Source organism: Acidovorax sp., from assembly GCF_046314175.1.
GTDB lineage: Bacteria > Pseudomonadota > Gammaproteobacteria > Burkholderiales > Burkholderiaceae_C > Acidovorax.
In genome coordinates this window covers 65414-77911 of the sequence record NZ_JBKBXG010000004.1, presented here as the reverse complement: position 1 = coordinate 77911, position 12498 = coordinate 65414, and the positions used below count along the sequence as shown (strand labels likewise).

The window sequence follows — 12498 nt, the reverse complement described above, 5'->3', positions numbered from 1 at the left end:
GTGCCTTGTGAGCTTGCTTCTCGGGCACATTGTTGATGCGCTCGGTGGTTCGTTGGAGGGAGGGGAGTACGACGCTCCCATCTCTCGCATCGCGCCGCTGGAGGTCGCTGGCCCAGGAGATCTCAGTTTCCTGAGCAATCCCCGCTACCAGCAGCAACTGGCCGCCTCCCGGGCGGCCTGTGTCATTGTGGCGCCTGCGATGCGTGACCTTGCGCTAGCGCGGGGCCCCTGTATCGTTGTGGACAATCCCTACGGCTATTTCGCGCGCGCCACCCAGCTATGGCGTTCACGCACTGCGCCCGCTGCGCGGCTTGGCGTGCACCCCAGTGCGGTGGTCGATCCGGATGCGCGGGTGCATCCCACAGCGACCGTCGGTCCGCTGTGTGTGGTCGAACGGGGAGCGCATGTCGGTGCTGGCACGGTACTCAAATCGCGGGTGACTGTGGGCGAGAACTGCTCCATCGGTGCGCGTTGCATCGTGCATCCAGGTGTGGTCATCGGCGCGGATGGCTTTGGTTTTGCGCCCGAGAACGGTAAATGGGTCAAGATCGAGCAATTGGGTGCTGTGCGCATCGGTGACGACGTAGAAATCGGTGCCAACACGTGTATCGACCGCGGGGCGTTGCAGGACACCGTGATCGAAGATGGCGTCAAGCTCGACAACCTCATCCAGATCGGCCACAACGTGCGCATCGGCAAACACTCGGCCATGGCTGGGTGTGTGGGGGTGGCGGGCAGTGCGACCATTGGCGCGCATTGCACGGTGGGCGGCGGGGCGATTGTGCTGGGGCATCTCGAAATGGCCGACAACGTGCACATATCAGCGGCTACGGTCGTGACCCGTTCGTTGACCAAGCCTGGTCAGTACACCGGCATGTTTCCCATCGACGACAATGCGCGCTGGGAAAAAAACGCTGCGACACTCAAACAACTGCACAGCTTGCGCGAGCGCATCAAGGCGCTGGAGCAGGCGCTTAAAGCAGCATGAACGGAAAAACAATTCGATGATGGATATTCACGCAATTCTCAAGCAGCTCCCCCACCGCTACCCCTTTCTGCTGGTAGACAAGGTGATTGAGCTTGAGAGCAACACCCGTATCAAGGCCATCAAGAACGTCACGTTCAACGAGCCCTATTTCATGGGGCATTTTCCGGGCCGTCCTGTGATGCCGGGCGTGTTGATCCTGGAGGCGCTCGCCCAGGCCGCTGGCTTGCTTGCGTTTGACGCCATGGGCAAGGTGCCTGACGAAAACAATATCTACTATTTTGTAGGCATCGACGGCGCTCGTTTCAAGCGTCCGGTCGAGCCGGGTGACCAGCTGATCCTCGCCATCACTATCGACCGCGTACGCGGCGGCATCTGGAAGTTCAAGGGTGTGGCGAGTGTGGGTGACGAAGTGGCTTGCGAAGCCGAACTGATGTGCACCATGCGCAGTGTGGGTTGATCTACTCGGGTTTTCTGGATCGTGAGCAATATCCATCCCACTGCCGTTGTTGACGCGGGAGCGCGCATTGATCCTTCTGTGACGGTGGGGCCATATGCGGTGATCGGCCCGCATGTGTCGATCGGACCGGGCACTACGGTAGGTGCGCACTGCGTGATCGAGGGGCGCACCACCATCGGTGCAGACAACCGCATCTTTCAGTTCGCCTCGCTGGGCGCGGCCCCGCAGGACAAGAAATATGCAGGTGAGCCTACGAGGCTGGTAATCGGCGACCGCAATACCATCCGCGAGTTCTGTACCTTCAACCTGGGCACGGAGCAGGACAAGGGCGTGACCACCATCGGCGATGACAACTGGATCATGGCCTACGTGCACATCGCGCACGACTGCGTGGTGGGCAATCAGACCATCCTTGCCAACAACGCGACCTTGGCAGGCCACGTACACGTTGCAGACCAGGCCATCATCGGCGGGCTCACCGGGATTCACCAGTTCGTCAAGGTGGGGGCGCACGTGATGGCCGGATTTGCCAGCCACATTTCGCAAGATGTGCCTCCATACATGATGGTGGACGGGAATCCCCTGTCCGTCCGCGGCCTGAACCTTGAAGGCCTTCGTCGACGCGGGTTTTCTCCTGCACGCATTGCTGGCATCAAGCAGATGCACCGTGTGTTGTACCGCCAAGGGCTTACCTTGGATGCAGCACGTGCCGCCATGGCCGAGTTACCTGCATCTAATCCAGAAGCCGCTGCCGATATCGGTCTGGTGTTGTCCTTTCTGGATGCGTCTACGCGCGGTATCGCGCGCTGAGGGGCGGTAGATGAGCGCTCCCCCCCGCATCGCCATGGTGGCGGGCGAGACGTCAGGTGATCTGCTCGCGGGTCTACTGATCGACGGCATGCAGGCCCACTGGCCGGGGTTGCAGTCGTGCGGCATTGGCGGCCCGCAAATGCAGCGCCGCGGATTTGCCGCGTGGTGGCCCAGCGAAAAACTCGCCGTGCACGGCTACAGCATGGAAGTGCTGCGCCGACTGCGTGAGCTTCTGGGCATCCGCAAGCAGTTGCGCGAACGACTACTCAAAGACCCCCCGGATGTGTTCATCGGTGTGGATGCCCCTGATTTCAACCTGGGGCTGGAGAGCGACCTGCGCGACGCAGGTATCAAGACCGTTCACTTCGTGTGTCCGTCCATCTGGGCCTGGCGTGCCGACCGGGTCGAGAAGATTCGCCGCAGCGCGGACCATGTCTTGTGCATCTTTCCGTTCGAGCCAGAGCTTTTGGCGCAGCACGGTATTGCAGCCACGTACGTGGGCCATCCCCTCGCGGGCGTGATTCCCATGGTGCCGGACCGCGCGGCTGCACGGGCGCAACTCGGGCTTCAGGACTCCGACGAAGTGCTGGCGATTCTCCCGGGTAGCCGTTCTTCTGAGGTGCAATACATCGCTAAACCCTTTTTTGAGGCTGTAGCGCTTGTCCTTAAAGCGCGACCAGCTATCAAATTGGTAGTACCTGCTGTGCCCGCCTTGCATGACCGCATCGTGCAAATGTCGCAGGCCTGTGGGTTAGGTAACGCGATGCAGATTGTGTTGGGCCAGTCCCACGCGGTCCTTGCCGCCTGCGATGCTACGTTGATCGCGAGCGGCACCGCCACGCTGGAGGCGGCGCTCTTCAAGCGCCCGATGGTGATTGGCTACCACATGCACCCCCTGAGCTGGTGGCTCATGCGCCGCAAGCAACTGCAGCCCTGGGTGGGCCTGCCCAATATTCTTTGTCAAGAGTTCGTGGTGCCAGAGCTGATCCAGGATGCCGCCACGCCGCAGGCGTTGTGTGCAGCGACGCTCGAATGGCTGGACGCGCGACACGATAATCCTCAAAAAATCAGCGCCCTGGAGCAGCGCTTCACCACGCTGCACGAAAGCCTGCGACGCAACACCCCTCAACTGGCTGCCGATGCGATCCAGAAAATCCTCTCCCCTACCGCTGCCTGAGCAGGCCTGTCTGCCGTGGCACCCGACCGGCCTCGTCGCAGGTGTCGATGAGGCGGGCCGAGGCCCCTTGGCAGGGCCCGTGGTGGCCGCAGCCGTCATCCTTGACGAACTGCACCCTATCTCAGGGCTGGCTGACTCCAAGAAGCTCACGCCGGCGCGCCGGGCCAAGCTGTATGACGAAATCCGCGCCAAGGCCCTTTGCTTCAGCATTGCCGAGGCCAGTGTGGAGGAAATCGATCAGATCAACATTCTGCAGGCCACCTTGCTGGCCATGCGCCGCGCGGTGCTGGGGCTGCGGCTCAAGCCCGCCATGGTGCTGGTTGACGGCAACCGATTGCCCCTGCTGGATGTGCCTGCAGAGGCCATCATCAAGGGAGATGCACTGGTGCCCGCCATTTCTGCAGCGTCCATCCTGGCCAAGGTGCACCGGGACCGGTGGTGCGCGCAGGTGGACGCAGAGTTTCCGCAGTACGGGTTTGCGGGGCACAAGGGTTACGGAACTGCCGTGCATATGGAGGCCTTGCGTGAGCATGGTGCCTGCATCCATCATCGCCGCTCGTTTGCACCCGTGTCCCAACGGCTGTTGATCCTCTCGTAGCAAGATCGCCGATCTATCTATCTATCATCCATCAATGACTTCGTCGCCCGTCACTGCCATTCACTCCCGGGACAACCCGTTTGTCAAAGACTTGCGGCGTCTGGCGCAGGACACCACTGCCTACAGAAAGCAGGGACGCATCTGGCTGGAAGGGGATCACCTGTGCCGCGCAGCGATGGCACGCGGGGTTCAGCCCGCAATGTCTGTTTTTTCTGAGTCTTTTTGGCCTCTAGCGCAGGTGGAATATGCGCAAGTAGCTACTAAAACGATAGTGATAGCTGATGCGTTGTTCGCAGACATCAGTGGCCTGGAGTCACCCGCGCGCATGGGCTTCATCCTGGATCTGCCGGTGGGAGCCACGCTGCAGCCGGGCGCGGCCACCGTGGTGCTGGACAGGGTGCAGGACGCCGGCAATGTGGGCTCCATTCTGCGCAGTGCGTCCGCATTCGGGTTCCGGCAAGTGGTGGCGATCAAGGGCAGCGCAGCGCTGTGGTCCCCCAAGGTGCTGCGGGCAGGCATGGGTGCCCATTTCGCCTTGGAGCTGATTGAAGGCGTGGAGCACAAGGATTTGCTGGCGCTACAGGTGCCCCTGCTGGTGACCAGCTCGCACGCGGGCGAGCTCCTTCATCGTGCGACGCTGCCTTGGCCCTGCGCCTGGGTCATGGGGCACGAGGGGCAGGGTGTTTCAGCGCAGCTGGAAGAACGCGCGGCCATGCGTATTCGAATCGCGCAGCCTGGGGGGGAGGAGTCGCTGAACGTGGGCGCGGCGGCTGCGATTTGTCTGCACCACAGTGGGGCTGCGCACTAGCGGGGCGTGCTGTGCCTGCCAAACTTTGCCTCTTGCTAGCTTCTCGTTAGCAGCGTAGGTCCCTTCAACTGCTGTGCCATGTGCTGTGCAGAGCGAGAGACGCTCTAACAAGTGCGCGCGCATTGCAAGGTGATGCAAGGCCTGCATTTGCAGTTGCGTCACACCCGAGGGGTATAATCGGGGGCTTTTCTCGCAACAGCGTCGCCCGACCGCACCCAAAGCAACAACCCATCTGAGAGCAGCCGCTGGTACTCGATTGCAAACATCCTTTGCAAGCGGCCTGCAGGCGCCGGGCGACCGTAACCATCCGGAGAACCCAGTGCTTTTGTCTCTACAGGGAACCTTCCCGCCCGCCATTCTGGCGCTCGCAGACGGCACGGTCTTTATCGGCAATTCGATTGGTGCCACTGGCACCACCGTCGGCGAAGTGGTGTTCAACACCTCGATCACCGGCTACCAGGAAATCCTCACCGACCCGAGCTATTGCCAGCAGATCGTGACGCTCACGTATCCGCACATCGGCAACTACGGTGTCAATGCTGAGGATGTCGAAGCCGACAAGATCCACGCCGCAGGCCTGATCATCAAAGACCTGCCTTTGATCGCCAGCAACTTCCGCTCCACCGAAACGCTCTCGCAGTATCTCGTGCGCGAAAAGACGGTGGCCATTGCCAACATCGATACCCGCAAGCTCACCCGCCTGCTTCGCAGCAAGGGCGCTCAAAACGGCGCCATCGTGGGTCTGGCCGCTGGGCAGAGCGTGACGCAGGCGCTGGTCGACGAAGCCATCGCTAAGGCAAAGGCCGCTCCCAGCATGGCAGGATTGGACCTCGCCAAGGTCGTCAGTACGCCAGTGCGCTACGAATGGACCCAGACTGAGTGGAAGCTCGGATCTGGCTACGGCGAACTCACTGCTCCGCAGTTCCACGTGGTGGCCTACGACTTCGGCGTCAAGAAGAACATATTGCGCATGCTGGCAGAGCGCGGTTGCAAGGTCACAGTCGTGCCCGCACAAACGCCCGCTGCCGATGTGCTGGCGCTCAAGCCTGACGGCGTGTTTCTGTCCAACGGACCTGGCGACCCAGAACCTTGCGACTACGCGATAGAGGCCACTCGGGCGATCGTGGACAGCGGAGTGCCGACTTTCGGTATTTGTCTGGGTCACCAGATCATGGCTTTGGCTGCGGGCGCCAAGACGTTCAAGATGGTCAACAGTCACCATGGCGCCAACCACCCAGTGAAAGACCTGGACACGGGCCGCGTCAGCATCACCAGCCAGAACCACGGTTTTGCGGTGGACATGGAGTCGCTGCCCGCCAATTTGCGTGCCACCCACGTAAGTCTTTTTGACGGAACCCTGCAAGGGCTGATGCACACCGACAAGCCTGCGTTCTGCTTCCAGGGCCATCCTGAGGCATCCCCCGGGCCGCACGACATCGGCTATCTCTTCGAGCGCTTTACCGACGCCATGCGCGCCGCCAAAGCCCGGTAAATCACTGCAGGAGCCGTGTCATGAAACTGTTCAGCTTCCCCTCCGCAACGCTGGAAAAAGCGATACACAAGCGCGTCCTGACTCTGCCATCGCCCCATCGCGAGTGGTTTACCGAGCGCTGGCAGCAAAAGCCCTATAAAAAGGCGTTCATCGACAACAAGGCGATGCCGCTGGTCACGCTGGTGGCTAAGGGCAAAACGCTGGATGACGCTGAATTTGAGGAGCTGGTGCAGGAGTGGGATGTGACGTTTTATGACGCGGAAGAAGAGGTGCTTCGTCCGCTGATTCAAGGCGACGGCCTGCTGCAACTGATGCAAAAAAACCTTCCTCCCGCTCGGGCCCAGGCGCTGCTTGCCAAACTGACGCAGCGCCGCGCACCTCTTGCAGATGCCGCTGCCGCGCCCACCCCGACATCAAGCCCCCAGGCAGCCGAACCCACGATCGACTGATCGACGCAACATGCCAAAACGTACAGACATCAAAAGCATCCTCATCATTGGCGCTGGCCCGATCATCATCGGCCAGGCCTGCGAGTTCGACTACTCCGGCGTGCAGGCCTGCAAGGCCCTGCGCGAAGAGGGCTACAAGGTCATCCTGATCAACAGCAACCCCGCGACGATCATGACCGACCCGGCCACGGCCGACGTGACCTACATCGAGCCCATCACCTGGCAGACGGTCGAGAAGATCATCGCCAAGGAGCGTCCCGACGCCATTCTGCCCACCATGGGCGGCCAGACGGCGCTCAACTGCGCCCTGGACCTGTGGCACCACGGCGTACTCGACAAGTACAAGGTCGAACTTATCGGCGCCACGCCCGAGGCCATCGACAAGGCCGAAGACCGCCTGAAGTTCAAGGACGCGATGACCAAGATCGGCCTGGGCTCTGCGCGCTCGGGCATCGCCCACAGCATGGAAGAGGCCTGGGGCGTGCAAAAGCAGGTGGGCTTCCCCACCGTGATCCGCCCCAGCTTCACGCTGGGCGGCACGGGCGGCGGCATCGCCTACAACCCCGAAGAGTTCGAGACCATCTGCAAGCGCGGCCTGGAAGCCTCGCCCACCAACGAGTTGCTGATCGAAGAATCGCTGCTTGGCTGGAAAGAATATGAGATGGAAGTTGTGCGCGACAAGGCGGACAACTGCATCATCATCTGCTCCATCGAGAACCTGGACCCGATGGGCGTGCACACCGGCGACTCGATCACCGTGGCCCCTGCGCAGACACTGACCGACAAGGAATACCAGATCATGCGCAACGCCAGTCTGGCGGTGCTGCGCGAGATCGGTGTGGACACCGGTGGCTCCAACGTGCAGTTCTCGATCAACCCCCAGGACGGCCGCATGGTCGTGATCGAGATGAACCCGCGCGTTTCGCGCTCCTCGGCGCTGGCCTCCAAGGCCACGGGTTTCCCCATCGCCAAGGTCGCTGCCAAGCTAGCCGTGGGCTACACGCTGGATGAGCTGCGCAACGAAATCACGGGTGGCGTCACGCCCGCCTCGTTCGAGCCCTCCATCGACTACGTGGTCACCAAGATTCCACGCTTTGCGTTCGAAAAGTTCCCCACGGCCGACAGCCGCCTGACCACGCAGATGAAGTCCGTGGGCGAAGTCATGGCCATGGGCCGCACCTTCCAGGAGTCCTTCCAGAAAGCCCTGCGTGGCCTGGAAGTGGGCGTGGACGGCATGAACGAGAAAACCCAGGATCGCGAAGTGCTCGAAAAAGAGCTGGGTGAACCCGGGCCAGAGCGTATCTGGTACGTAGGCGATGCATTTGCCATGGGCCTGTCGGTCGATGAAGTGTTTGACCTCACCAAGATAGACAAGTGGTTCCTGGTGCAGATCGAGCAGATCGTGAAGATCGAGCTGGACATCGACAAACTCGTCGCTGAGAAGGGCGAGGGCGCCTTGGCGACCCTTGATGCTGCCACGTTGCTCACGCTTAAGCAAAAGGGCTTCTCCGACCGCCGCTTGGCCAAGCTGCTCAAGACCACGGAAAAGGCCGTGCGCGAAGCGCGCCGCGCACTGAACGTTCGTCCCGTGTACAAGCGCGTGGACACCTGCGCGGCTGAGTTCGCTACCGATACAGCGTATCTGTACTCCACCTACGAAACTGCCGCCTATGGGGGTGTCGCTGAATGTGAGGCAGAGCCCACCGCTAACAAGAAGATCATGGTGCTCGGCGGTGGCCCCAACCGCATCGGCCAGGGCATCGAGTTCGACTACTGCTGCGTGCATGCGGCCCTCGCAATGCGCGAGGACGGCTACGAGACCATCATGGTCAACTGCAACCCCGAGACCGTCTCCACCGACTACGACACCTCCGACCGCCTGTACTTTGAGCCCGTGACGCTCGAAGACGTGCTCGAGATCGTGGACAAGGAAAAGCCGGTCGGCGTGATCGTGCAGTACGGCGGCCAGACGCCCCTGAAGCTCGCTTTGGGCCTGGAAGCCGAAGGCGTGCCGATCATCGGCACCAGCCCCGACATGATTGATGCGGCCGAAGACCGCGAGCGCTTCCAGAAGCTGCTGGGTGACCTGGGCCTGCGTCAACCGCCCAACGCCACCGCACGCACCGAACCCGAGGCCCTGGAAAAGGCCGCCGCTCTGGGCTACCCCCTGGTGGTGCGCCCCAGCTACGTGCTGGGCGGCCGTGCGATGGAAATCGTGCACGAGCAGCGCGACCTGGAGCGCTACATGCGCGAAGCCGTCAAGGTGAGCAACGACTCCCCCGTGCTGCTTGACCGATTCCTCTCCAACGCCATCGAATGCGACGTGGACTGCGTGCGCGACTCCGCAGGCGTCACCTTCATCGGCGGCGTGATGGAGCACATCGAGCAGGCTGGCGTGCACAGCGGCGACTCTGCCTGCTCGTTGCCTCCGTACTACCTGTCGCAGCCGACCATCGACGAGATCAAGCGCCAGACTGCCGCCATGGCCGAAGGCCTGAGCGTGGTGGGGCTGATGAACGTGCAGTTCGCCATCCAGGAAGTCGATGGCAAGGACGTGATCTACGTGCTCGAAGTGAACCCGCGCGCCTCGCGCACGGTGCCCTTCGTGAGCAAGGCCACGGGCATCCAGCTTGCCAAGGTCGCGGCGCGTTGCATGGCGGGTCAAACGCTGGCCTCGCAGGGCATTACCAAGGAAGTGACCCCGCCGTACTTCAGTGTGAAGGAGGCCGTGTTCCCGTTCGTCAAGTTCCCTGGCGTGGACACCATTCTCGGCCCCGAGATGAAGTCCACCGGCGAAGTCATGGGTGTGGGCAAGACCTTCGGCGAAGCCTTCGTGAAAAGCCAGCTCGGCGCAGGTACCAAGCTGCCCACATCGGGCAAGGTGTTCCTCACGGTGAAGAACAACGACAAGGCGCGTGCCGTGGACATCGCGCGCCAATTGGTAGCGCTGGGGTTTGAGCTGGTGGCGACCAAGGGGACTGCCGCAGCCATCGCCGACGCTGGTGTGCCGGTAGCGGTAGTCAACAAGGTGACTGAAGGTCGCCCGCACATCGTGGACATGATCAAGAACAACGAGATTGTCATGGTCATCAACACCGTGGAAGAGCGCCGCAACGCCATCGCCGATTCGCGCGCCATCCGCACCTCGTCCCTGCTGGCCCGCGTGACGACCTTCACCACCATCTTCGGTGCTGAAGCGGCCGTGGAAGGCATGAAGTACATGGACAAGCTCGACGTGTATTCGGTGCAGGAACTGCATGCCCAACTGGTGGCGTAGTCGCCGGTAAACGCGGCATAATCTTCGCCTGAACAGACACCGCCGCGCGGCAACGCGCGGCGGTTTCCTTTTGTAGGGTCGTGAATGCCTTGCTGGCCAGGAGCCACGCAGGTTGGACCCAACGGCAACAGCAACGTTGTGCTGCAGCCGTACTGATTTATGGAGACTGAAAACCATGGCCACCATTCCAATTACCAAGCGCGGCGCCGAGAAGCTCAAGGAAGAGCTGCACCGTCTCAAGACTGTGGAGCGTCCAGCCGTTATCACGGCCATTGCCGAAGCGCGCGCCCAAGGTGACCTGAGCGAAAACGCTGACTACGACGCTGCCAAAGACCGCCAGGGATTCATTGAAGGGCGGATCCAGGAGATTGAAGGCAAGCTGTCGGTGGCGCAGGTGATTGACCCCAGCGGCGTGGACGGCGGCGGCAAGGTGGTCTTTGGTGCCACGGTTGAGCTGGAAGACGAGGAGTCTGGTGATACGGTCAAGTACCAGATCGTGGGCGAGGACGAGGCGGATTTGAAGCAAGGCCTGATCAATATCTCCAGCCCCATCGCGCGCGCCCTGATCGGCAAGGAAGAGGGCGATACCGCGGAAGTGCAGGCACCGGGTGGCATTCGCCGCTATGAAGTGGTAGGCGTTAGCTACCTGTGAGTCACAAGGCAGTCATGCTTCAGCGCCTACCGGCCTTGGTGGCTGCCCTCTGGTGGGGCAGCCTGACCACTATCGGGTTTCTGGTGGTGCCGCTCCTGTTTTCGCATCTGCCGTCCCCCTCTCTGGCGGGATTCATGGCCGCCAAGCTGTTTGCGGCGCAAACCTGGGTGGCCGTGGGATGCTGCCTTGTCTTGTTGCTGATTTCCAAGCCAAAACATGCTCTAGCGCAGCATCCATGGGCGCAGGCTGCTATGGTTTTTATACTGGGTGGATTGCTGCTTGCATTGCTGACCCAATTCGGCGTGGCGCCGCGTATCATCGCCCGGCAAGACCTGCGCCTGTGGCACAGCGTAGGCACTGTGATGTATGCGCTCCAGTGGTGCTGCGCGCTGGCTGTCTTGTGGCGGACTTTGCGCCATGACTCTCCTGCGCAAAACTTTGAGGATGCGCCCGCTGAGGTTTGAACGCTGCCTGCAAAGGATCTCGCAGGTTTAGGCAGGTTTAACACGACCATCGCTCTGTGGGTCGAGCGCTTCTCAAGTTCGCACCGCCTTACTCGTGCCAGTGCTCCGCCACCCATTTCGCGGGGCGAATGTAGCGAAACCGGCGGTTGCGGCGGCCCGCCAAGGCGTCGGGCGGGTTGCATTCACCGTGAAAGATCACGATACGTGCACCCGCAGGCACAAAAGGCGGCCGCCAGTAGTTGGTGGGCCAAGTCGGTATGCCGTGGTACTTAAAACTTGGACACCATTCGGCGGGCCAGTACTGCAGTTTTCCTTGCCGATGCAAAAAGTCAGACAGGTAGGCCTGCTCATTGCGGAATTGCGCGCGAATTTCGGCGAAATGCCCCCGAAAGTGTTCCAGCACATCGGGATGTGCGCCCAACTCGAACCGGTAGACCGACGAATTGCCCGTGACGCGCCAGGGGCGCTTGTAGTCGTGAATGATCAGAAACTCGCCGGGCTGCGTAAAAAATGCGTCAAGGCTGCCGGTGATGACAACATCCACATCCAGAAACAAGGCAGTTCCCGAGAGGCCGTGCAGATCAGCACTGAAGGTGGCCAGTTTCGTCCACCCCCGCTCTGGAATGCCGGAGGGCAAGTCCAGCGCAGGTATCGGCAGACAGGTCACTTCGCTGCGGATGCCCGCACTGTTATCCGTCAGGCAGATGAAGTGGAAGTCGCCCGTCAAATGCCGTCGCACCATTGCGTAGAGCCGGTTGACGTATTCGGGGCCGTATTTCGTGCCCCACTTCATGCACAGGATGTGGCGAGTGCGGGCGATGCTGGCGGATGCTGCCGCTGGAGCCATCAGTCAGCCTGGCGCTTCTTGATGGACTTGAGCTTGGGCTTCTTGGCCCGCTTGACTTGGCCGCCGGGCGTCAGGCGCTGGTTGCCCAGCACGCGCAGCTGCTTGACCTCCGGGCGCTGGCCAGCGCGCTTGCTGTATTTGAGCACCTTGACGTCGCGCGGGCCGGGCATGCGGTCTTCATCGACCGTGCGTTCTTTGGCTGGCTGAGGGCGCCAGAGCACCAGGAGTTTGCCAATGTGCTGAATCGGCGCGGCGCCGAGGTCTGCCGTGAGCTGCTGGTACATCAGTTCCCGGGCGACACGGTCATCGTTGAAAACACGCACCTTGATGAGCCCGTGGGCGTTCAAAGCGGCGTCGATTTCCTTTTGGACGGCAGGAGTCAGGCCGTCGCCGCCGACCATGACCACAGGGTCCAGGTGATGGGCATTGGCGCGTTGTTCCCGGCGCTCGGCGGGAGTCAGTTGAATTTGGGGCATGGG

At 61.6% G+C, this 12498-nt stretch carries 13 protein-coding genes; 11 read left to right on the top strand and 2 right to left on the bottom strand.

Annotated features, from left to right (window positions below; genetic code table 11):
- Nucleotides 1–7: 7 nt before the first annotated feature.
- From lpxD to ACK4OE_RS02210, 11 genes are all read left to right on the top strand, one after another.
- Nucleotides 8–988, top strand: coding sequence for a UDP-3-O-(3-hydroxymyristoyl)glucosamine N-acyltransferase (gene lpxD, locus ACK4OE_RS02260; protein WP_409882712.1), 981 nt, complete (start codon nt 8–10; stop codon nt 986–988).
- 16 nt (nt 989–1004) lie between these two features.
- Nucleotides 1005–1445, top strand: coding sequence for a 3-hydroxyacyl-ACP dehydratase FabZ (gene fabZ / locus ACK4OE_RS02255; protein ID WP_409882711.1), 441 nt, complete (start codon nt 1005–1007; stop codon nt 1443–1445).
- Between the two features lie 21 nt (nt 1446–1466).
- Nucleotides 1467–2255 carry an acyl-ACP--UDP-N-acetylglucosamine O-acyltransferase gene (gene lpxA / locus ACK4OE_RS02250; protein WP_409882710.1) on the top strand — a complete coding sequence of 263 codons (789 nt, stop codon included), beginning with the start codon at nt 1467–1469 and terminating at the stop codon, nt 2253–2255.
- Between the two features lie 10 nt (nt 2256–2265).
- Nucleotides 2266–3432 carry a lipid-A-disaccharide synthase gene (lpxB, locus tag ACK4OE_RS02245; protein WP_409882709.1) on the top strand — a complete coding sequence of 389 codons (1167 nt, stop codon included), beginning with the start codon at nt 2266–2268 and terminating at the stop codon, nt 3430–3432.
- Complete coding sequence (rnhB, locus tag ACK4OE_RS02240; RefSeq protein ID WP_409882708.1) at nt 3395–4030, top strand: ribonuclease HII; 636 nt, start codon at nt 3395–3397, stop codon at nt 4028–4030. The genes lpxB and rnhB overlap by 38 nt, the downstream gene beginning before the upstream one ends.
- Before the next feature lie 34 nt (nt 4031–4064).
- Nucleotides 4065–4838 (top strand): TrmH family RNA methyltransferase, encoded by a 774-nt coding sequence (locus ACK4OE_RS02235; RefSeq protein WP_409882707.1) that lies wholly within the window; start codon nt 4065–4067, stop codon nt 4836–4838.
- 319 nt (nt 4839–5157) lie between these two features.
- On the top strand, nt 5158–6330 hold the full coding sequence (carA, locus tag ACK4OE_RS02230) for a glutamine-hydrolyzing carbamoyl-phosphate synthase small subunit (protein ID WP_409882706.1): 1173 nt from the start codon (nt 5158–5160) through the stop codon (nt 6328–6330).
- A gap of 20 nt (nt 6331–6350) precedes the next feature.
- The gene (locus ACK4OE_RS02225; RefSeq protein ID WP_409882705.1) at nt 6351–6779 is read left to right on the top strand and encodes a hypothetical protein; all 429 of its coding nucleotides are present in this window, start codon (nt 6351–6353) and stop codon (nt 6777–6779) included.
- A gap of 10 nt (nt 6780–6789) precedes the next feature.
- Entirely contained in the window at nt 6790–10056 is a 3267-nt protein-coding gene (gene carB, locus ACK4OE_RS02220; RefSeq protein ID WP_409882704.1) for a carbamoyl-phosphate synthase large subunit, read from the top strand.
- A gap of 175 nt (nt 10057–10231) precedes the next feature.
- Nucleotides 10232–10708, top strand: a complete 477-nt coding sequence (greA, locus tag ACK4OE_RS02215; RefSeq protein WP_409882703.1) for a transcription elongation factor GreA — start codon at nt 10232–10234, stop codon at nt 10706–10708.
- A gap of 14 nt (nt 10709–10722) precedes the next feature.
- Complete coding sequence (locus ACK4OE_RS02210; protein ID WP_409882702.1) at nt 10723–11172, top strand: DUF4149 domain-containing protein; 450 nt, start codon at nt 10723–10725, stop codon at nt 11170–11172.
- Between the two features lie 88 nt (nt 11173–11260).
- Here the strand turns inward: ACK4OE_RS02210 and ACK4OE_RS02205 are convergent, their stop codons facing one another.
- On the bottom strand, nt 11261–12019 hold the full coding sequence (locus ACK4OE_RS02205; RefSeq protein ID WP_409882701.1) for a glycosyltransferase: 759 nt from the start codon (nt 12017–12019) through the stop codon (nt 11261–11263).
- Nucleotides 12019–12495, bottom strand: a complete 477-nt coding sequence (locus tag ACK4OE_RS02200) for a YhbY family RNA-binding protein (protein ID WP_409882700.1) — start codon at nt 12493–12495, stop codon at nt 12019–12021. Before ACK4OE_RS02200 ends, ACK4OE_RS02205 begins: the two co-directional genes overlap by 1 nt.
- Nucleotides 12496–12498 lie beyond the last annotated feature (3 nt).

Coding starts and splice junctions, on each gene's coding strand:
- ACK4OE_RS02205 (WP_409882701.1), bottom strand. CDS start 12,019: ATGGCTCCAGCGGCAGCATCCGCCAGCATCGCCCGCACTCGCCACATC.
- lpxB (WP_409882709.1), top strand. CDS start 2,266: ATGAGCGCTCCCCCCCGCATCGCCATGGTGGCGGGCGAGACGTCAGGT.
- ACK4OE_RS02210 (WP_409882702.1), top strand. CDS start 10,723: ATGCTTCAGCGCCTACCGGCCTTGGTGGCTGCCCTCTGGTGGGGCAGC.
- ACK4OE_RS02235 (WP_409882707.1), top strand. CDS start 4,065: ATGACTTCGTCGCCCGTCACTGCCATTCACTCCCGGGACAACCCGTTT.
- carB (WP_409882704.1), top strand. CDS start 6,790: ATGCCAAAACGTACAGACATCAAAAGCATCCTCATCATTGGCGCTGGC.
- ACK4OE_RS02225 (WP_409882705.1), top strand. CDS start 6,351: ATGAAACTGTTCAGCTTCCCCTCCGCAACGCTGGAAAAAGCGATACAC.
- rnhB (WP_409882708.1), top strand. CDS start 3,395: ATGCGATCCAGAAAATCCTCTCCCCTACCGCTGCCTGAGCAGGCCTGT.
- ACK4OE_RS02200 (WP_409882700.1), bottom strand. CDS start 12,495: ATGCCCCAAATTCAACTGACTCCCGCCGAGCGCCGGGAACAACGCGCC.
- greA (WP_409882703.1), top strand. CDS start 10,232: ATGGCCACCATTCCAATTACCAAGCGCGGCGCCGAGAAGCTCAAGGAA.
- fabZ (WP_409882711.1), top strand. CDS start 1,005: ATGATGGATATTCACGCAATTCTCAAGCAGCTCCCCCACCGCTACCCC.